The organism is Citrobacter sp. wls829 (assembly GCF_005280825.1).
GTDB lineage: Bacteria > Pseudomonadota > Gammaproteobacteria > Enterobacterales > Enterobacteriaceae > Citrobacter > Citrobacter gillenii.
This window is the reverse complement of the sequence record NZ_SZWP01000056.1, coordinates 106,740-126,543: the sequence shown is the minus strand read 5'-3', so window position 1 is coordinate 126,543 and position 19,804 is coordinate 106,740. Positions and strand designations below refer to the sequence as shown.

Sequence of the window (19,804 nt, the reverse complement as noted above, 5' to 3'; positions counted from 1 at the left end):
GATAGACTATTTCATCATTTTTTTAGCTGCTATGTACATAGCGTTGACGCTGTGCCATGAAGCAACAGCGGGGAGTGTAGTCGCAAATGGCGAAAGAGAAAAAACGTGGCTTTTTTTCCTGGCTGGGCTTTGGTCAAAAAGAGCAGGCACCGGAAAACGAGACAGAATTAAAAAACGAAGAACAACAACAGGTTGTAGAAGAATCTGCCGTTGTTGAGGAACAGCCGCGCGCGCAGGAAACTCATAGCGAAGCCGAAACGGAGGCCTTTGCGGCTGAAGTTGTGGAAGTCACTGAACAGGTTGCAGAAATCGAAAAACTGCAGCCTGAACCAGAACCTGTGGTCGAGCAACCGCAGCCGGAGGTTGAACCGGTTGTTGAAGCCCCTGCGCCAACGGCGGTTATCGAACACGAAGAGTTACCGCTGCCGGAAGAAGTAAAAACTGAAGAAATTTCGCCAGAAGAATGGCAGGCGGAAGCGGAAACCGTTGAAATTGTTGAAGCGGTTGAAGAAGAAGCAGAAAACGAACCGCAGCTGGCCGACGAAGAACTGGAAGCGCAGGCGCTGGCTGCTGAAGCGGTAGAAGAAGCCGTCATGGTTGTGCCGGTAGAAGAACCTGTCGTAGAAGAACCTGCTGTAGAAGAGCCAGCAGAAGAAGAAACGGTACAGGAACAGGAGAAACCGACGAAAGAAGGTTTCTTTGCGCGTCTGAAACGCAGCCTGCTAAAAACCAAAGAAAACCTCGGTTCCGGATTTATCAGTCTGTTCCGCGGTAAAAAGATCGACGATGATCTGTTTGAAGAACTGGAAGAGCAGTTGCTGATCGCCGATGTGGGGGTCGAAACCACCCGGAAGATCATCGCCAACCTGACGGAAGGGGCCAGCCGCAAGCAGCTTAAAGATGCTGAAGCGCTGTACGGTCTGCTGAAAGATGAAATGGGCGAGATTCTGGCGAAGGTTGATGAACCGCTAAATGTGGATGGTAAGACGCCGTTTGTTATCTTAATGGTTGGTGTGAACGGTGTGGGTAAAACCACCACCATCGGCAAGCTGGCGCGTCAGTTCGAGCAGCAGGGAAAATCGGTGATGTTGGCTGCGGGAGATACCTTCCGTGCGGCGGCGGTCGAGCAGCTGCAGGTCTGGGGCCAGCGTAACAACATTCCGGTTATTGCACAGCATACCGGCGCGGATTCCGCGTCCGTTATCTTTGATGCCATCCAGGCGGCGAAGGCGCGTAACGTTGATGTGTTGATCGCCGATACCGCAGGTCGCTTGCAGAACAAAGCGCATCTGATGGAAGAATTGAAAAAAATCGTTCGCGTGATGAAAAAGCTCGACGAAGATGCGCCGCATGAAATTATGCTGACCCTTGACGCCAGTACCGGGCAGAATGCCATAAGCCAGGCCAAACTGTTCCATGAAGCGGTGGGTTTGACCGGTATTACCCTGACCAAGCTGGACGGTACGGCGAAAGGTGGGGTAATTTTCTCGGTTGCCGACCAGTTTGGCATCCCTATCCGCTACATCGGTGTGGGCGAACGTATCGAGGATTTACGTCCGTTTAAAGCGGACGATTTTATAGAGGCACTTTTTGCCCGAGAGGATTAACAATGATTCGCTTTGAACATGTCAGCAAGGCCTATCTCGGTGGGAGACAAGCGCTGCAGGGAGTCACATTCCATATGCAGCCTGGCGAGATGGCGTTTCTGACCGGCCACTCCGGTGCGGGGAAAAGTACCCTGCTGAAGCTGATCTGTGGGATTGAACGGCCCAGTGCCGGGAAAATCTACTTCAGCGGGCATGACATCAGCCGTTTGAAAAACCGTGAAGTGCCGTTTCTGCGTCGCCAGATCGGCATGATTTTTCAGGATCACCATCTGCTGATGGATCGGACCGTTTTTGACAACGTGGCGATTCCGCTGATTATCGCGGGTGCCAGCGGGGACGATATTCGTCGCCGCGTGTCAGCGGCACTGGACAAGGTCGGGCTGTTGGACAAAGCGAAGAATTTCCCGATTCAACTCTCCGGCGGTGAGCAGCAGCGTGTGGGAATTGCCCGTGCGGTGGTGAATAAACCTGCGGTACTGCTGGCGGATGAACCGACCGGGAACCTCGATGATGCGTTGTCGGAGGGGATCTTACGCCTGTTCGAAGAGTTCAACCGCGTCGGGGTTACGGTATTAATGGCGACGCACGACATTGGGCTGATCTCCCGTCGTTCCTATCGCCAGATGGTCCTGAGCGACGGACACCTGCATGGAGGCCTGGCGCATGAATAGACGTGACGCTATTAATCAAATCAAACAGTTCGGTGGGCGACTGGACCGTTTTCGTAAATCGGGCGGTGCGCCAGGTGACGGGGGACGCAACGCGCCGAAGCGGGCAAAATCCTCACCAAAGCCGAACTCACGTAAAACCAATGTCTTTAACGAGCAGGTGCGCTATGCGTTCCAGGGCGCGTTACAGGACCTGAAAAGCAAGCCGCTGGCGACGTTCCTGACGGTGATGGTGATCGCCATCTCCCTGACGCTGCCGAGTGTGTGTTACATGGTCTATAAGAACGTAAACCAGGCGGCAAGCCAGTATTATCCGTCCCCGCAGATCACCGTGTATTTGCAGAAAACGCTGGATGATGACGCGGCGGCGCGGGTGGTTGGTCAATTGCAGGCCGAGCAGGGCGTGGAGAAGGTGAATTATCTTTCCCGCGACGATGCGCTGGGTGAATTCCGTAACTGGTCTGGTTTTGGCGGTGCGCTGGATATGCTGGAAGAGAACCCGCTGCCGGCCGTGGCGGTGGTTATCCCAAAACTGGATTTCCAGGGCACGGAGTCGCTGAACACACTGCGTGATCGGGTGGCACAAATCAATGGTATTGATGAAGTGCGCATGGATGACAGCTGGTTTGCGCGGCTGGCGGCGTTGACGAGTCTGGTGGGGCGCGTTTCGGCAATGATTGGCGTGCTGATGGTGGCCGCGGTGTTCCTGGTTATCGGCAACAGCGTACGACTGAGCATTTTTGCCCGTCGCGATACCATCAACGTACAGAAACTGATTGGTGCAACGGATGGGTTTATCCTGCGACCGTTCCTCTACGGCGGAGCGCTGCTTGGCTTTTCGGGCGCTTTTCTTTCACTGATTTTGTCAGAAATTTTGGTGATGCGTCTGTCTTCAGCGGTCACTGAAGTGGCACAGGTTTTTGGAACTAAATTTGATATCAACGGCTTATCATTCGACGAGTGCCTGCTGCTGCTGCTGGTGTGCTCAATGATTGGCTGGGTGGCAGCCTGGCTTGCCACGGTCCAACATTTACGCCACTTTACCCCCGATTAAAAAATCTCTGGTATAATCTTTCCCTGCACTGAGAAGTTCGCTCTGCAGGGAAAGAGTCCCTGTTGTCTCTTCCCGACATAGTCATTGTGATGTCACATTTTGTGCGTAATGTATACACAGTACGACATGGAACTTGTGGATAAAATCACTGTCTGATAAAAGATTGAATGATATTCTCGTTGCTCATAAGCTCTGGCATGGTTGTTGCTGTCGATTTTTCAACGCGCCAGATGATATAGATTGAGAGGATTTGAATGACCAAAGAAATGCAAAATTTAGCTTTAGCCCCTGTTGGTAACCTGGAATCTTACATCCGGGCTGCAAACGCGTGGCCGATGTTGTCGGCTGACGAGGAGCGGGCACTGGCTGAAAAGCTGCATTACCAGGGCGATCTGGAAGCAGCTAAAACGCTGATCCTGTCTCACCTGCGCTTTGTTGTTCATGTTGCTCGTAACTACGCGGGCTATGGCCTGCCGCAGGCGGATCTGATTCAGGAAGGTAATATCGGCCTGATGAAAGCCGTGCGCCGTTTCAACCCGGAAGTGGGTGTGCGCCTGGTGTCTTTCGCCGTGCACTGGATCAAAGCAGAGATCCACGAATACGTTCTGCGTAACTGGCGTATCGTTAAAGTCGCGACCACCAAAGCACAGCGTAAGCTGTTCTTTAACCTGCGTAAAACTAAGCAGCGTCTGGGCTGGTTTAACCAGGATGAAGTTGAAATGGTCGCTCGCGAGCTGGGGGTTTCCAGCAAAGACGTCCGCGAAATGGAATCCCGTATGGCGGCGCAGGACATGACGTTTGACATGTCTTCGGACGACGAGTCCGACAGCCAGCCGATGGCTCCGGTGCTTTATCTGCAGGACAAATCGTCTAACTTTGCTGACGGCATTGAAGACGATAACTGGGAAGAGCAGGCGGCGAACAAATTGACTTACGCGATGGAAGGTCTGGACGAACGTAGCCAGGACATCATCCGTGCCCGTTGGCTCGACGAAGACAACAAGTCGACGTTGCAGGAGCTGGCCGATCGCTACGGTGTTTCCGCTGAACGTGTGCGTCAGCTTGAAAAGAACGCCATGAAAAAACTCCGCGCGGCAATCGAAGCGTAATTTTCGCGAATTGCCAATGAACCCTCGAATGTGAATTCGGGGGTTTTGTTTTTTGTAGGCCGGATAAGGTGTTTACGCTGCCATCCGGCAACACGTTTGCCTGATGGCGCTTCGCTTATCGGGCAAACGGGCCTTTCCTCCCCTCCCACCGACACGAATCTGTTATCTGGATGTAAAATTAGCTATTCCAAAATAATAAAAATCGGGTATGTTTTAGCAGAGTATGCTGCTAAAGCACGGGTAGCTATCCAATAATCGAAATAAAGTGCTGAACAACAACATCACAACACACGTAATAACCACAATAATGGGGATTGTCAGGATGAATATGAAGGGTAAAGCGTTATTGGCAGGATGTATCGCCCTGTCTTTGAGCAATATGGCCTTTGCTAAGGATATTAAAGTTGCCGTCGTCGGCGCGATGTCGGGTCCGGTGGCGCAGTATGGCGACCAGGAGTTTACCGGTGCAGAACAGGCGATTGCAGACATTAACGCCAAAGGCGGCGTGAAGGGTGACAAGCTGGTCGTGGTGAAATACGACGATGCCTGTGACCCGAAACAGGCGGTAGCGGTTGCCAACAAAGTGGTTAACGACGGGATTAAATACGTTATCGGTCACCTGTGCTCGTCTTCTACTCAGCCCGCGTCAGATATCTATGAAGACGAAGGCATTCTGATGATCACCCCGGCGGCAACCGCGCCGGAACTGACCGCGCGTGGCTATAATCTGGTGATGCGTACCACTGGCCTGGACTCTGATCAGGGGCCAACCGCCGCGAAATATATTGTTGAAAAAGTGAAGCCGAAACGCATTGCCATCGTTCACGACAAGCAGCAGTACGGTGAAGGTTTGGCGCGCTCTGTGCAAGACAACCTGAAGAAAGCGAATGCTGATGTGGTGTTCTTTGACGGTATCACCGCCGGTGAGAAAGACTTCTCCACCCTGGTGGCGCGTCTGAAGAAAGATAACATCGACTTTGTTTACTACGGTGGCTACCACCCGGAAATGGGGCAGATCCTGCGTCAGGCGCGTGCTGCTGGCCTGAAAACCCAGTTTATGGGACCAGAAGGGGTGGCGAACGTGTCGCTGTCTAACATCGCCGGTGAATCTGCGGAAGGCTTACTGGTGACCAAGCCGAAGAACTATGATCAGGTTCCGGCGAACAAACCGATCGTGGATGCCATCAAGGCCAAGAAACAGGATCCAAGCGGCGCGTTTGTGTGGACCACCTACGCTGCGCTGCAATCATTGCAGGCTGGTCTGAACCATTCCGACGATCCGGCTGAAATTGCTAAATACCTGAAAGCAAACTCTGTTGAAACCGTGATGGGGCCGCTGTCATGGGATGCGAAGGGTGACCTGAAAGGCTTCGAGTTCGGCGTGTTTGATTGGCATGCTAACGGTACGGCTACAGACGCTAAGTGAGTAACTGCCCGGTGGCGCTTTGCTTACCGGGCCTACAACGAGCACTTCATAGGCCGGATAAGCGTCAGCGCCATCCGGCTTTTATTTCCGTTTCTCCCAGCCATCCGCCTGTGCGCTAAACCCTAATGCCTGCATAAATGCGGCCATCACGCCGCGGTCTTCCACGCCTACATCTGCCATCCACCATGAACTCACGTCAGGGTTTTCGCGGATCACTTCTTCGATCAAATACTGCCCGACGCCGCGACGGCGGGTGATTTCGCGTATGCGTAAGGAATCCAGCGCGCCTTGCGTACCGCTCAGGGTGACGCGTACTGCGCCTAACAGGCGCTCATTAAACCGCGCGGCATAGATCCGGTGAGCGTCATCGACGTGTAGAGATGAGGCGGAATATTCCGGCCAGATTTTGCCCAGATCAATGTTGTCCTGAGCACTAAAGTTTTCTAAACGAATGATGGTCAGCTTCATTGACAGCGTGTCCAAATCACAAAAGATGAAATCAGTGTACCGAAATAATTCCCCCGGACGCTTTCTCTTTTTTATGTGAATAACCAGGTGATTAATTTTATAACAACGATAATTACAGTTTGAAACATTAGGCATTGAAAAACAGGCAGGATATTACCCTGGGATGCAGCATTTTATTCCGCTCTTTGTGCCATTATTTTATGCTGACAAACGTGCTTTTTTTTGTTTATCTATAGTGAAAAGCAGAATATTATCTTTTCTTAATCGACTGAAAAATAGAGATTTTAGCGATAATTTGCTTAAAAAACTGTGCTAAACCATTAATCAGACTGGTAAAAATAGTACAGTTCAAAAAAAGCACAGTCTGCTTTTTAACCATATAAATACAAAATAAATACACAACATCACGAATGGGGATTCAGGAATGAAAAGGAATGCGAAGACAATCATCGCAGGGGTAATCGCACTGGCAATGTCGCACACGGCTATGGCGGAGGAGATCAAAGTCGCTGTGGTCGGGGCAATGTCAGGTCCGGTCGCGCAGTGGGGCGATATGGAATTCAATGGCGCGCGTCAGGCGATTAAAGATATTAATGCCAAAGGTGGCATCAAAGGCGACAAGCTGGTGGGCGTGGAATATGACGACGCCTGCGATCCAAAACAGGCGGTGGCCGTGGCGAATAAAATCGTTAACGACGGCATTCAGTATGTGATTGGTCACCTGTGCTCATCGTCGACTCAACCTGCATCCGACATCTACGAAGATGAAGGCATCCTGATGATTTCCCCGGGTGCCACCAACCCGGAACTGACGCAGCGCGGTTATGCGCACATCATGCGTACGGCCGGTCTGGACTCCTCTCAGGGACCCACCGCGGCGAAATATATTCTTGAGACGGTTAAGCCTCAGCGTATTGCCATCCTCCATGATAAGCAGCAGTACGGTGAAGGACTGGCGCGCTCGGTACAAGACAGCCTGAAAGCGGGCAAAGCCAATATCGTCTTCTTTGATGGGATCACTGCCGGAGAAAAAGATTTTTCTGCGCTGATTGCCCGTCTGAAGAAAGAAAACATCGACTTCGTTTATTACGGCGGCTACTACCCGGAAATGGGACAAATGCTGCGTCAGGCACGCTCTGTGGGCCTGAAAACGCAGTTTATGGGACCAGAAGGTGTGGGTAATGCGTCACTGTCCAACATCGCGGGCGAGGCAGGCGAAGGCATGCTGGTGACCATGCCAAAACGCTATGACCAGGATCCGGCGAATAAGGCTATCGTCGATGCGCTCAAAGCGGACAAGAAAGATCCGACCGGACCGTATGTGTGGATCACCTACGCCGCTGTGCAGTCGCTGGCAACCGCTTTGGATCGCAGCGGCAGCAAAGAACCGCTGGATCTGGTGAAAGATTTAAAAGCACACGGGGCTGATACCGTGATTGGGCCGCTGAATTGGGATGAAAAAGGCGATCTAAAGGGATTTGAGTTTGGTGTCTTCCAGTGGCACGCCGACGGGTCGTCCTCGGTAGCCAAATAATTATCCCACCGCCCGGTGATGCCGGGCGGGTATGAAAAGGTTTGCATATGTCCGAGCAGTTCCTCTATTTCTTACAGCAGATGTTTAACGGCGTCACGCTGGGAAGCACCTACGCGCTGATCGCCATCGGTTACACGATGGTGTACGGCATTATCGGCATGATCAACTTCGCCCACGGCGAGGTGTATATGATCGGCAGCTATGTCTCCTTTATGATCATCGCTGCGCTAATGATGATGGGTATTGATACCAGCTGGCTGCTGGTAGCGGCCGGATTCGTCGGCGCTATCGTGATTGCCAGCGCCTACGGCTGGAGTATTGAACGCGTAGCATACCGGCCCGTGCGCAGCTCCAAGCGCCTGATTGCGCTGATTTCCGCCATCGGGATGTCCATCTTCCTGCAAAACTACGTCAGCCTGACCGAAGGCTCGCGCGACGTGGCGCTGCCCAGCCTGTTTAACGGCCAGTGGACCATCGGCAGTAGCGAAAACTTCTCTGCCTCCATTACGACCATGCAGGCAGTTATCTGGGTTGTGACGTTTGTTGCCATGCTGGCGCTGACGATTTTCATCCGCTACTCACGTATGGGCCGCGCCTGTCGTGCCTGTGCAGAAGATCTGAAAATGGCCAGCCTGCTCGGTATTAACACTGACCGCGTGATTGCGCTGACTTTTGTGATCGGTGCGGCGATGGCGGCAGTGGCGGGCGTGCTGCTCGGCCAGTTCTACGGCGTTATCAACCCGTACATCGGATTTATGGCCGGGATGAAAGCCTTTACCGCCGCCGTACTGGGTGGCATCGGTAGCATCCCTGGGGCGATGATTGGCGGTCTGATTCTGGGTGTAGCGGAAGCGCTTTCCTCTGCGTATCTGAGTACGGAATACAAAGACGTGGTGTCGTTTGCACTGCTGATTATCGTGCTGCTGGTGATGCCGACCGGTATTCTGGGTCGCCCGGAGGTAGAGAAAGTATGAAACCAATGCACGTTGCGATGGCGCTGCTCTCTGCCGCCATGTTTTTCATCCTCGCGGGCGTCTTTATGGGCGTTCAGTTAGAGCTGGATGGCACCAAGCTGGTCGTTGATGTCGCCAGTGATATTCGCTGGCAGTGGGTGTTTATCGGCACCGGAGTCGTTTTTCTGTTCCAGCTGCTGCGCCCGGCTTTCCAGCACAGCATGAAGCGAGTTTCCGGCCCGAAGTTTATTCTGCCGGCGATTGACGGCTCCACCGTCAAACAAAAACTGTTCCTGGTGGCGCTGCTGGTGATTGCCGTAGCGTGGCCGTTTATGGTCTCACGCGGCACGGTCGATATCGCCACCCTGACGATGATCTATATCATCCTCGGTCTGGGCTTAAACGTAGTGGTGGGGCTTTCTGGTCTGCTGGTGCTGGGCTACGGGGGTTTTTATGCTATCGGTGCTTACACCTTCGCGCTGTTGAACCACTATTACGGTCTCGGTTTCTGGACCTGCCTGCCGCTGGCAGGCCTGGTCTCTGCGGCAGCGGGTTTCCTGCTCGGCTTCCCGGTACTGCGTCTGCGCGGTGACTATCTGGCGATTGTGACCTTAGGTTTTGGTGAGATCGTCCGTATTCTGTTGCTGAACAATACTGAAGTGACCGGTGGCCCGAACGGCATCAGCCAGATCCCGAAACCGACTCTCTTCGGTCTCGAGTTCAGCCGTAGCGCCCGCGAAGGCGGCTGGGATACCTTCAGCAACTTCTTCGGCGTGAAGTATGACCCGTCTGACCGTGTGATTTTCCTCTATCTGGTGGCGTTGCTGCTGGTGGTTTTCTCACTGTTTGTCATAAACCGCCTGCTGCGTATGCCGCTGGGCCGCGCGTGGGAAGCCTTGCGTGAAGATGAAATCGCCTGCCGCTCGCTGGGTTTAAACCCAACACGTATCAAGCTGACCGCCTTTACCATCAGTGCCGCGTTTGCCGGCTTTGCCGGCACGCTGTTTGCTGCGCGTCAGGGCTTCGTTAGTCCGGAGTCTTTCACTTTTGCCGAATCGGCCTTCGTACTGGCGATTGTAGTCCTCGGTGGCATGGGGTCGCAGTTTGCGGTGATCCTGGCGGCCATCCTGCTGGTGGTGTCACGCGAACTGATGCGTGATTTCAATGAATACAGCATGTTGATGCTCGGTGGTTTGATGGTACTGATGATGATCTGGCGCCCACAGGGGCTTCTGCCGATGACCCGTCCACAGTTGAAGTTGAAAAACGGGCAAGCGAAAGAAGGAGAGCAGGCATGAGTCAGCCATTATTATCCGTGAACGGCCTGATGATGCGCTTCGGCGGTCTGCTGGCGGTCAACAACGTTGAACTGGAACTGAGGCCACAGGAAATTGTCTCGTTAATCGGGCCAAACGGTGCGGGTAAAACCACAGTTTTCAACTGTCTGACCGGTTTTTACAAGCCGACGGGTGGGACGATCAAGCTGCGCGATCAGCATCTGGAAGGGCTGCCGGGCCAGCAAATTGCCCGCATGGGCGTGGTGCGCACCTTCCAGCACGTGCGTCTGTTCCGCGAGATGACGGTGATTGAAAACCTGCTGGTGGCGCAACACCAACAGCTGAAAACCGGTGTCTTCTCCGGATTGCTGAAAACCCCGTCTTTCCGTCGTGCCCAGAGCGAAGCGCTGGACCGTGCTGCCACCTGGCTTGAGCGTATCGGTCTGCTGGAACACGCCAACCGTCAGGCCAGTAACCTGGCCTATGGTGACCAGCGTCGTCTGGAGATTGCTCGTTGCATGGTGACCCAGCCGGAAATCCTGATGCTCGACGAACCTGCCGCGGGGCTCAACCCGAAAGAGACTAAAGAGCTGGATGAGCTGATTGCTGAGCTGCGTAATCATCACAACACTTCAATCTTGTTGATTGAACATGACATGAAGCTGGTGATGGGGATTTCAGACCGTATCTACGTGGTGAACCAGGGCACGCCGCTGGCAAACGGGACGCCGGAACAGATTCGTAATAACCCGGATGTCATCCGCGCCTATTTAGGTGAAGCATAATGGGGGCGAGCCAAAAGATGGAAAAAGCGATGTTAACGTTTGACAAGGTGAACGCCCACTACGGAAAGATCCAGGCGCTGCACGACGTCAGTCTGTATATCAATCAGGGTGAGATCGTGACGTTAATCGGTGCCAACGGTGCGGGTAAAACCACGCTGCTCGGCACATTGTGCGGCGATCCGCGAGCGACCAGCGGGCGCATTGTTTTTGATGGTAAAGACATCACCGACTGGCAGACGGCGAAAATCATGCGTGAAGCGGTGGCGATTGTCCCGGAAGGGCGTCGCGTGTTTTCGCGCATGACGGTGGAAGAGAACCTGGCAATGGGTGGCTTCTTTGTTGAACGCAACCAGTTTCAGGAACGTATCAAGTGGGTGTATGACCTGTTCCCACGCCTGCATGAGCGTCGTATTCAGCGGGCGGGCACCATGTCCGGCGGTGAACAGCAGATGCTGGCGATTGGCCGCGCGCTGATGAGCCAGCCACGCCTGCTGCTGCTTGATGAACCATCTCTGGGGCTGGCGCCGATTATCATCCAGCAGATCTTTAACACCATCGAACAGCTGCGTGAGCAGGGGATGACCATCTTCCTCGTCGAGCAGAACGCCAATCAGGCGCTGAAGCTCGCCGATCGCGGCTACGTGCTGGAAAACGGTCATGTGGTTCTGGAGGACACCGGCGATGCGCTGCTGGCCAACGAAGCGGTGCGCAGCGCCTATCTGGGCGGGTAATATTTCTTGAAATAGACCAGGGGCCGATGTGGCCCCTTTTTATTGCTCCATGTTATTATTGAGAATAATTATCAATAATAAAATGAACAAGGAGAAAGGATGCGACGTTCTGGCACCTGCATGATGATTGGAAGTCTGTTTTTGGCGCTCTCATCCAGCGCTCAGGCATTGAAGCCGCAAACGTTCGACCCGCGCGATCCCGCTATCTGGGAAGAAAAAACCACCAATCCGTTAGCACAATCCAACTCGCCCTGCGAAGTATTCACCAGCTCGGTGTGCCCGAGTTGGGAAGATGAAAAATCGGATATCCAGCGTGAGCGTGAGCGGTGGGAGCAGCAGCGTTTACAGAATGAGTACGAACGACGCTGGCGTAGAGATTAAGGCCGGCAACGCTGTTGCTTGCCGTTATGCCAGTTGCGCTGCTGTATTCCTCTGTAGGAGTGCTCCAGCAGGTCGATCTGCGCAATCTGCAGGTGGAAGTCTGTGGTCGCGTGGTTTATCCCATCTCTTCGCTGAAACTTCCTGCGTTACGGGGAAAACGCATCATTAACGCCCAGTCACGCCAACTCAAGTTTCTGGAAAGCCTGGTGGCGATATCTCCGGAAGAAAATATCCATGGTATGCAGATCCTGGGTTTGGCGCTGGAATTTACTTTCGCGCAATCTTCCTGATTTTACTGGACTGATAAAATCCCTCCGTAGGCCGGGTAAGACATCACCACTACCCGGCTTTGTTGTGCACCACCCCGCATTTTCCTGTCACTACGCCTTCACTGCCTTGCCATCTCTCTGTCGCCTTACTATCTTTTTTTTGTAATAAAAAAGTTATTTTTCTGTCATTCGAGCATGTCATGTTACCCCCGCGAGCATAAAACGCGTGATATCGCGCATCCGGCACAACAAGAGAGATAACCGATGAAATCGTTACGACATACAGCTTTAGGACTGGCAATCAGCTTGGCATTTGCAGGTCAGGCACTGGCCGTCACCACTATCCCGTTCTGGCATTCAATGGAAGGCGAACTGGGTAAAGAAGTTGATTCACTGGCGCAACGTTTTAATGAATCCAATCCCGACTACAAAATCGTTCCGCAGTACAAAGGCAACTATGAGCAGAGCCTGAGCGCGGGGATCGCCGCATTCCGTACCGGTAACGCGCCTGCTCTGCTGCAGGTTTACGAAGTCGGGACGGCAACCATGATGGCCTCAAAGGCAATTAAGCCGGTCTATGAAGTGTTCAAAGAGGCTGGAATTAACTTTGATGAGTCTCAGTTTGTGCCGACGGTTTCCGGTTATTACACCGACTCTAAAACCGGACATTTGCTCTCCCAGCCGTTTAACAGCTCCACCCCGGTGCTGTACTACAACAAAGATGCCTTCAAAAAAGCCGGTTTAGACCCTGAACAGCCGCCAAAAACCTGGCAGGACCTGGCGGAGTACACCGCGAAGTTGAAGGCTGCAGGCATGAAGTGCGGCTATGCCAGCGGCTGGCAGGGGTGGATCCAGATTGAAAACTTTAGTGCCTGGAACGGTTTGCCGGTCGCCACTAAAAACAATGGTTTTGACGGTACCGATGCGGTGCTAGAGTTTAATAAGCCGGAGCAGGTGAAACATATTGCACTGCTGCAAGAGCTAAACAAGAAGGGTGATTTCAGCTACTTCGGGCGCAAAGATGAATCCACCGAGAAGTTTTATAGCGGTGACTGTGCTATTACCACTGCTTCTTCCGGCTCTCTGGCCGACATCCGTCACTATGCGAAATTCAACTATGGCGTCGGTATGATGCCGTACGATGCCGACGTGAAAGGTGCCCCGCAGAACGCGATTATCGGCGGTGCGAGCCTGTGGGTGATGCAGGGTAAAGACAAAGAAACCTACGCTGGCGTGGCGCAGTTCCTTAACTTCCTGGCGAAGCCTGAAATTGCGGCTGAATGGCACCAGAAAACGGGCTATCTGCCGATCACCACCGCCGCCTACGATCTGACTCGCGAACAGGGCTTCTATGACAAGAACCCGGGGGCGGATACCGCCACGCGTCAGATGCTGAACAAGCCACCGTTGCCGTTCACCAAAGGACTGCGCTTGGGCAATATGCCGCAGATCCGCACCATCGTGGATGAGGAACTGGAAAGCGTCTGGACCGGTAAGAAAACCCCACAGCAAGCGTTGGATACCGCCGTTGAGCGCGGCAACCAGTTACTGCGTCGCTTCGAGCAGTCGACTAAATCGTAATGTGAAATGCCGGGTGACGGCTTCGCCTTATCTGGCCTACAAATGCGCGTAGGCCGGATAAGCGGAGCGCTATCCGGCACCTTCCAGGAAAAGAACTGCCATGTCCTCATCCCGACCGGTGTTCCGCTCGCGCTGGCTACCCTATTTATTGGTGGCCCCGCAACTGGCTATCACCCTTATTTTCTTTATCTGGCCTGCGGGTGAAGCGCTGTGGTATTCGCTACAAAGCGTCGATCCATTTGGTTTTTCCAGCCAGTTCGTGGGGCTGGATAATTTTGTCGCGCTGTTTCATGACCCGTACTACCTTGATTCGTTCTGGACCACCATCAAGTTCAGTACGTTAGTCACGGTAAGCGGTCTGCTGGTGTCTCTGTTTTTTGCCGCGCTGGTGAATTACGTGGTGCGCGGCAGCCGTTTCTACCAGACGCTGATGCTGCTGCCTTACGCGGTGGCCCCTGCCGTCGCTGCGGTGCTGTGGATCTTTCTGTTTAATCCAGGGCGCGGGTTGATTACGCATTTTCTCGGTGAGTTTGGCTATGACTGGAATCACGCGCAAAACAGCGGCCAGGCCATGTTCCTCGTGGTATTTGCCTCGGTCTGGAAGCAGATTAGTTACAACTTCCTGTTCTTCTTTGCCGCATTACAGTCTATTCCTCGCTCGCTGATAGAAGCCGCGGCGATTGACGGTGCGGGTCCAATCCGCCGCTTCTTCAAGCTGGCGCTGCCGCTGATTGCCCCGGTGAGTTTTTTCCTGCTGGTGGTGAATCTGGTGTACGCCTTCTTTGACACCTTCCCGGTGATTGATGCCGCCACGGCGGGCGGACCGGTGCAGGCGACGACCACGCTGATTTATAAGATCTACCGTGAAGGATTTGTCGGGCTGGATCTGGCGTCTTCCGCTGCACAATCGGTGGTGCTGATGTTCCTCGTTATTATTTTGACCGTGGTGCAGTTCCGCTATGTGGAAAGTAAGGTGCGTTACCAATGATTGAGAACCGTCGCTGGCTGACAATATTCAGCCATACCCTGCTGATTCTGGGGATCATGGTGATCCTGTTCCCGCTGTACGTTGCGTTTGTGGCGGCGACGCTGGACAACCAGGCGGTATATGACACGCCGATGACGCTGGTCCCCGGAACCCATCTGCTGGATAACATGCACACCATCTGGGTCAACGGGGTGGGCGTGAACAGCGCACCATTCTGGTTGATGATGCTCAACAGTTTCATCATGGCGTTCAGCATTACGCTGGGGAAAATCACGGTGTCGATGCTCTCCGCATTCGCCATCGTCTGGTTTCGCTTTCCGCTGCGTAACCTGTTCTTCTGGATGATTTTTATTACGTTGATGCTGCCGGTGGAGGTGCGAATTTTCCCGACGGTAGAGGTGATCGCCAACCTGAAAATGCTCGACAGCTACGCAGGTCTGACGCTGCCGCTGATGGCATCCGCCACCGCGACATTCCTGTTCCGCCAGTTCTTTATGACCCTGCCAGATGAACTGGTGGAAGCGGCGCGTATTGACGGCGCATCACCGATGCGTTTTTTCCGCGACATCGTGCTGCCGTTGTCAAAAACCAATCTGGCGGCGCTGTTCGTCATCACCTTTATTTACGGCTGGAACCAGTATCTGTGGCCGTTGTTGATTATGGTGGCGGGTATCAAAGGCATGATCGCCACCGGTGAAGGTACGACGCAGTGGAACCACGTGATGGCAGCTATGCTGCTGACGCTTATTCCTCCGGTAATCATCGTGTTAGCCATGCAGCGCGCATTTGTGCGTGGCCTGGTCGATAGTGAGAAATAAAATGGCTGGTTTAAAACTACAGGCAGTAACCAAAAGCTGGGACGGTAAAACCCAGGTGATTAAACCGCTGACGCTGGACGTTGCGGACGGGGAGTTTATCGTAATGGTCGGGCCGTCTGGCTGCGGTAAGTCTACGCTGCTGCGCATGGTCGCCGGACTGGAGCGGGTGAGCAGCGGCGATATCTGGATTGAAAATAAGCGCGTCACCGAGATGGAGCCGAAAGATCGCGGTATTGCGATGGTGTTCCAGAATTACGCGCTCTACCCGCATATGAGTGTGGAAGAAAATATGGCCTGGGGGCTGAAAATTCGCGGCATGAGCAAAGCGTACATTGCCGAGCGTGTGAACGATGCCGCGCGTATCCTTGAGCTGAGCGAACTGCTCAAACGTCGCCCACGCGAGCTTTCCGGTGGCCAGCGTCAGCGTGTGGCGATGGGACGGGCGATTGTACGCGAACCGGCAGTATTCCTGTTTGATGAGCCGCTTTCCAACCTTGATGCCAAGCTGCGCGTGCAGATGCGTCTGGAGTTACAACATCTGCACCGGCGACTGAAAACCACCTCACTTTACGTAACCCACGATCAGGTCGAAGCTATGACCCTTGCCCAGCGGGTACTGGTGATGAACAAAGGCGTCGCCGAACAAATCGGTACGCCGGTTGAGGTGTACGAAAAACCGGCCAGCCGCTTTGTGGCGAGCTTTATCGGCAGCCCGGCCATGAACCTTCTGGACGGGCGTATCAGCGCCACGGGCCATCATTTTGAGCTGGAGAGCGGCATGATGTTGCCCCTCGGCAAGGATTATTCGCGCCATATTGGGCGTAACATGACGCTGGGTATCCGCCCGGAGCATATTGCGCTAAGCTCGCAGGCCGAAGGCGGCGTGCCACAGGTGCTAGACACCCTGGAAATGCTGGGCGCGGATAACCTGGCCCACGGACGCTGGGGCGAGCAGAAACTGGTGGTGCGGCTGGCGCATCAGCATCGCCCGACGGCAGGCAGCACGCTGTGGCTGCATCTGCCCGAAAACCATATGCATCTCTTTGATGGCGAAACAGGACAACGAGTATGAGTAACTGGCCTTATCCCCATATTGTTGCCCATCGTGGTGGCGGTAAACTGGCCCCGGAAAACACGCTGGCGGCAATCGATGTGGGGGCGCGATTCGGGCATACCATGATCGAATTTGACGCGAAATTGTCAAAAGATGGCGAGATCTTCTTACTGCACGACGACAACCTTGAACGCACCAGCAACGGCTGGGGCGTCGCAGGGGAGCTGAACTGGCAGGATCTGCTGCGCGTTGATGCCGGGGGCTGGTTTAGCGGCGAGTTCAAAGGCGAGCCGTTGCCGTTGCTTTCTCAGGTGGCGGACCGCTGCCGTCAGCATCGCATGATGGCCAATATTGAGATTAAACCCACTACGGGTAGCGAGGCACTCACCGGCAGAGCCGTTGCGCTGGCAGCGCGTGAACTCTGGGCTGACATGACGCCGCCGCTGCTGTCATCCTTTGACATTGAGGCTCTTGAAGCTGCACAGCAGGCCGCACCGGAACTGCCGCGCGGGCTGCTGCTTGATGAATGGCGTGACGACTGGCGCGAACTCACGTCGCGGCTGGGCTGCGTTTCTCTTCATCTAAACTATACGCTGCTGGATGAAGCGCGTGTCGATGCGATACGTGATGCCGGGTTACGCATTCTGGTGTACACCGTCAACCGTCCCCAGCGCGCGGCAGAGCTATTGCGCTGGGGGGTGGATTGCATCTGTACCGATGCCATTGATGTCATTGGGCCGGATTTTCAGCCCTATTAAGGCCCAATCGTTTTTAACGGCACGTTAGGCTGCGGCGTGCTGGAGGGCTTAAGCATGTCGCCGTTCTTTTTCTCCGACAGCATTTGCTGCTGTTTATTCAGCGTGCTGTCCGGATTGCGGTTGGTGTTTAGCATCCCACCGTTGTTGTTGGGTAGCATTTGCTGTTGGCTGGTATTCAACTCCCCCGGCTGAGACTGGCGCACGCGCTGGGAGTTGGTGTTGATTTGATTTTCCATATGCTGCTGTTGCATGCGCGTCTGCGTCTGCAACTGTTGGTTCAGCATCCCTTTCTGCTGAATTTGCTGTGATTGCATTTGTGTCTGCATCCGCTGCTGACTCGGGATCTGATAACCCGGTTGATTCGGGTTGTTCATGGTGTTGATGGGCTGTGCAAAGCCTGCAAACGGCAATAGCATGGCTAAAATCAAGAGTCGTTTCATCGCTTTTCTCCTCTCGGGGATCTCTTTAGTTTACTCCTTTCTCGTCGTTACGATGGTTATTTCAGAGTTATGCACCAGGCTTAGTGGGGGCAGACCCCCGTACATCTGGAGAATAACGATGATAAAACCGACGTTTATACGCCGGGTAGCCATTGCTGCTCTGCTCTCAGGAAGCTGTTTCAGCGCGGCTGCCGCACCGGCTGCGCCGCCAGTATCATATGGCGTGGAAGAAGATGTGTTCCATCCCGTGCGCGCGCAGCAGGGGATGGTTGCCTCCGTGGATGCGATGGCCACGCAGGTTGGGGTAGATATCTTAAAGCAGGGGGGTAACGCGGTAGATGCTGCCGTGGCCGTGGGGTATGCACTGGCGGTGACGCATCCCCAGGCGGGGAACCTGGGCGGCGGTGGATTTATGCTGCTGCGCACCAAAGACGGGAATACGACCGCTATTGATTTCCGTGAAATGGCGCCGGCTAACGCCACGCGTGATATGTTCCTCGACGATCAGGGCAATCCGGACAGTAAAAAATCGCTAACCTCGCATCTGGCTTCCGGCACGCCGGGGACCGTGGCCGGATTCTCGCTGGCACTGGAAAAATATGGCACCCTGCCGCTCAACAAAGTGGTACGCCCGGCGATGAAGTTGGCGGCAGAGGGGTTTGTGGTAAACGATGCGCTGGCTGACGATCTCAAAACCTACGGCAGCGAAGTGATCCCCAACCACGAGAACAGCAAAGCTATTTTCTGGAAAGACGGCGAACCGCTGAAAAAGGGCGACAAGCTGGTACAGAAAAACCTGGCGAAAAGCCTCGAGATGATTGCCGAGAATGGCCCGGATGCGTTTTATAAAGGGGCGATTGCCGATCAGATAGCCGAGGAGATGAAGAAGAACGGCGGGCTGATGAGCAAAGACGATTTAGCCGCTTATAAAGCCGTGGAGCGTAAACCGATTAGCGGCGACTATCGCGGATACCAGGTCTTCTCGATGCCGCCCCCGTCCTCTGGCGGTATTCATATCGTGCAGATCCTTAATATTCTCGAAAACTTCGATATGAAGAAATACGGATTTGGCAGCGCCGATGCCATGCAGGTAATGGCGGAGGCGGAGAAGTATGCTTACGCCGACCGCTCTGAATACCTTGGCGATCCGGATTTTGTGAAGGTACCGTGGCAGGCGCTGACCAACAAAGCGTATGCCAAATCGCTTGCTGAGCAGATCGATATCAATAAAGCCAAACCCTCCAGTCAGATCAAACCGGGCAAGCTTGCCCCGTACGAAAGTAACCAAACCACCCACTTCTCGGTGGTGGATAAAGACGGCAACGCCGTGGCGGTGACCTATACCCTGAACACCACCTTCGGCACCGGTATTGTGGCGGGTAACACCGGTATTCTGCTCAATAACGAAATGGATGACTTCTCTGCCAAACCGGGTGTCCCGAACGTTTACGGGCTGGTGGGCGGTGATGCCAACGCGGTAGGGCCGAATAAGCGCCCGCTGTCGTCCATGTCGCCGACCATCGTAGTGAAAGACGGCAAAACCTGGCTGGTTACCGGCAGCCCTGGCGGCAGTCGTATTATCACTACTGTGCTGCAAATGGTGGTCAACAGCATCGATTTTGGAATGAACGTCGCCGAAGCCACCAATGCACCGCGTTTCCATCATCAGTGGTTGCCGGATGAGCTGCGCATCGAGAAAGGCTTCAGCCCGGACACCATCAAACTGTTGGAACAGAAAGGGCAAAAAGTCGCGCTCAAAGAGGCGATGGGCAGCACCCAGAGCATTATGGTCGGGCCGGATGGCGCACTGTATGGCGCGTCTGACCCACGCTCCGTGGATGATTTAACGGCGGGGTACTAAGGTGAATGGCCTACATCGTGCTATACGCTGTAGGCCTTATCT

The 19,804-nt window shown here is 54.0% G+C and carries 19 protein-coding genes and 1 pseudogene; 18 read left to right on the top strand and 2 right to left on the bottom strand.

The features are described from left to right. Positions 1 to 86: 86 nt before the first annotated feature. The 5 genes from ftsY (at position 87) to FDW88_RS11250 (ending at position 5,864) form a co-directional block, all read left to right on the top strand. Positions 87 to 1,607: a signal recognition particle-docking protein FtsY gene (ftsY, locus tag FDW88_RS11270; RefSeq protein ID WP_137362567.1), complete on the top strand. Its 1,521-nt coding sequence runs from the start codon at positions 87 to 89 to the stop codon at positions 1,605 to 1,607. Positions 1,608 to 1,609: 2 nt separating this feature from the next. Next, on the top strand, positions 1,610 to 2,278 hold the full coding sequence (gene ftsE / locus FDW88_RS11265; protein WP_003023420.1) for a cell division ATP-binding protein FtsE: 669 nt from the start codon (positions 1,610 to 1,612) through the stop codon (positions 2,276 to 2,278). Further along, positions 2,271 to 3,329 (top strand): permease-like cell division protein FtsX, encoded by a 1,059-nt coding sequence (gene ftsX, locus FDW88_RS11260; RefSeq protein ID WP_096759225.1) that lies wholly within the window; start codon positions 2,271 to 2,273, stop codon positions 3,327 to 3,329. The genes ftsE and ftsX overlap by 8 nt, the downstream gene beginning before the upstream one ends. Before the next feature lie 254 nt (positions 3,330 to 3,583). Then, positions 3,584 to 4,438: an RNA polymerase sigma factor RpoH gene (gene rpoH, locus FDW88_RS11255; RefSeq protein ID WP_096759226.1), complete on the top strand. Its 855-nt coding sequence runs from the start codon at positions 3,584 to 3,586 to the stop codon at positions 4,436 to 4,438. A 322-nt stretch (positions 4,439 to 4,760) separates the two neighbouring features. Continuing rightward, complete coding sequence (locus FDW88_RS11250; RefSeq protein ID WP_138140553.1) at positions 4,761 to 5,864, top strand: branched-chain amino acid ABC transporter substrate-binding protein; 1,104 nt, start codon at positions 4,761 to 4,763, stop codon at positions 5,862 to 5,864. 81 nt (positions 5,865 to 5,945) lie between these two features. Here the strand turns inward: FDW88_RS11250 and panM are convergent, their stop codons facing one another. Then, positions 5,946 to 6,332 carry an aspartate 1-decarboxylase autocleavage activator PanM gene (gene panM / locus FDW88_RS11245; protein ID WP_137362566.1) on the bottom strand — a complete coding sequence of 129 codons (387 nt, stop codon included), beginning with the start codon at positions 6,330 to 6,332 and terminating at the stop codon, positions 5,946 to 5,948. Between the two features lie 424 nt (positions 6,333 to 6,756). Here panM and livK point away from each other — a divergent pair, with 424 nt between their 5' ends. The 12 genes and pseudogenes from livK (at position 6,757) to ugpQ (ending at position 17,461) form a co-directional block, all read left to right on the top strand. After that, positions 6,757 to 7,866, top strand: coding sequence for a high-affinity branched-chain amino acid ABC transporter substrate-binding protein LivK (gene livK, locus FDW88_RS11240; RefSeq protein ID WP_115257271.1), 1,110 nt, complete (start codon positions 6,757 to 6,759; stop codon positions 7,864 to 7,866). A gap of 47 nt (positions 7,867 to 7,913) precedes the next feature. Continuing rightward, on the top strand, positions 7,914 to 8,840 hold the full coding sequence (gene livH, locus FDW88_RS11235) for a high-affinity branched-chain amino acid ABC transporter permease LivH (protein ID WP_096759229.1): 927 nt from the start codon (positions 7,914 to 7,916) through the stop codon (positions 8,838 to 8,840). After that, a complete protein-coding gene (gene livM / locus FDW88_RS11230) occupies positions 8,837 to 10,117 on the top strand; it encodes a branched chain amino acid ABC transporter permease LivM (protein ID WP_096759230.1) in 1,281 nt (426 codons plus the stop codon). The genes livH and livM overlap by 4 nt, the downstream gene beginning before the upstream one ends. Continuing rightward, positions 10,114 to 10,881 carry a high-affinity branched-chain amino acid ABC transporter ATP-binding protein LivG gene (gene livG / locus FDW88_RS11225; protein WP_096759231.1) on the top strand — a complete coding sequence of 256 codons (768 nt, stop codon included), beginning with the start codon at positions 10,114 to 10,116 and terminating at the stop codon, positions 10,879 to 10,881. The genes livM and livG overlap by 4 nt, the downstream gene beginning before the upstream one ends. 17 nt (positions 10,882 to 10,898) lie before the next feature. Beyond that, complete coding sequence (gene livF, locus FDW88_RS11220) at positions 10,899 to 11,612, top strand: high-affinity branched-chain amino acid ABC transporter ATP-binding protein LivF (protein ID WP_096759502.1); 714 nt, start codon at positions 10,899 to 10,901, stop codon at positions 11,610 to 11,612. Between the two features lie 99 nt (positions 11,613 to 11,711). Next, a complete protein-coding gene (locus tag FDW88_RS11215) occupies positions 11,712 to 11,993 on the top strand; it encodes a hypothetical protein (protein ID WP_137362565.1) in 282 nt (93 codons plus the stop codon). A 20-nt stretch (positions 11,994 to 12,013) separates the two neighbouring features. Continuing rightward, positions 12,014 to 12,283, top strand: a pseudogene (locus tag FDW88_RS11210) (dTDP-glucose pyrophosphorylase); the annotation flags it as partial. A 243-nt stretch (positions 12,284 to 12,526) separates the two neighbouring features. After that, complete coding sequence (gene ugpB, locus FDW88_RS11205) at positions 12,527 to 13,843, top strand: sn-glycerol-3-phosphate ABC transporter substrate-binding protein UgpB (protein WP_096759233.1); 1,317 nt, start codon at positions 12,527 to 12,529, stop codon at positions 13,841 to 13,843. 100 nt (positions 13,844 to 13,943) lie between these two features. Continuing rightward, complete coding sequence (ugpA, locus tag FDW88_RS11200) at positions 13,944 to 14,831, top strand: sn-glycerol-3-phosphate ABC transporter permease UgpA (RefSeq protein WP_096759234.1); 888 nt, start codon at positions 13,944 to 13,946, stop codon at positions 14,829 to 14,831. Further along, positions 14,828 to 15,649 carry a sn-glycerol-3-phosphate ABC transporter permease UgpE gene (gene ugpE, locus FDW88_RS11195; protein WP_137362564.1) on the top strand — a complete coding sequence of 274 codons (822 nt, stop codon included), beginning with the start codon at positions 14,828 to 14,830 and terminating at the stop codon, positions 15,647 to 15,649. The genes ugpA and ugpE overlap by 4 nt, the downstream gene beginning before the upstream one ends. 1 nt (position 15,650) lies before the next feature. After that, entirely contained in the window at positions 15,651 to 16,721 is a 1,071-nt protein-coding gene (locus FDW88_RS11190; RefSeq protein WP_137362563.1) for a sn-glycerol-3-phosphate import ATP-binding protein UgpC, read from the top strand. Beyond that, positions 16,718 to 17,461, top strand: a complete 744-nt coding sequence (ugpQ, locus tag FDW88_RS11185) for a glycerophosphodiester phosphodiesterase (protein WP_115257276.1) — start codon at positions 16,718 to 16,720, stop codon at positions 17,459 to 17,461. Before FDW88_RS11190 ends, ugpQ begins: the two co-directional genes overlap by 4 nt. Here ugpQ and FDW88_RS11180 read toward each other — a convergent pair. Continuing rightward, positions 17,458 to 17,901: a DUF2756 family protein gene (locus FDW88_RS11180; protein WP_096759238.1), complete on the bottom strand. Its 444-nt coding sequence runs from the start codon at positions 17,899 to 17,901 to the stop codon at positions 17,458 to 17,460. The genes ugpQ and FDW88_RS11180 overlap by 4 nt on opposite strands. A gap of 118 nt (positions 17,902 to 18,019) precedes the next feature. Between FDW88_RS11180 and ggt the strand changes: the two genes are divergently transcribed. Further along, positions 18,020 to 19,762, top strand: a complete 1,743-nt coding sequence (gene ggt / locus FDW88_RS11175; RefSeq protein WP_096759239.1) for a gamma-glutamyltransferase — start codon at positions 18,020 to 18,022, stop codon at positions 19,760 to 19,762. Positions 19,763 to 19,804: the final 42 nt, after the last annotated feature.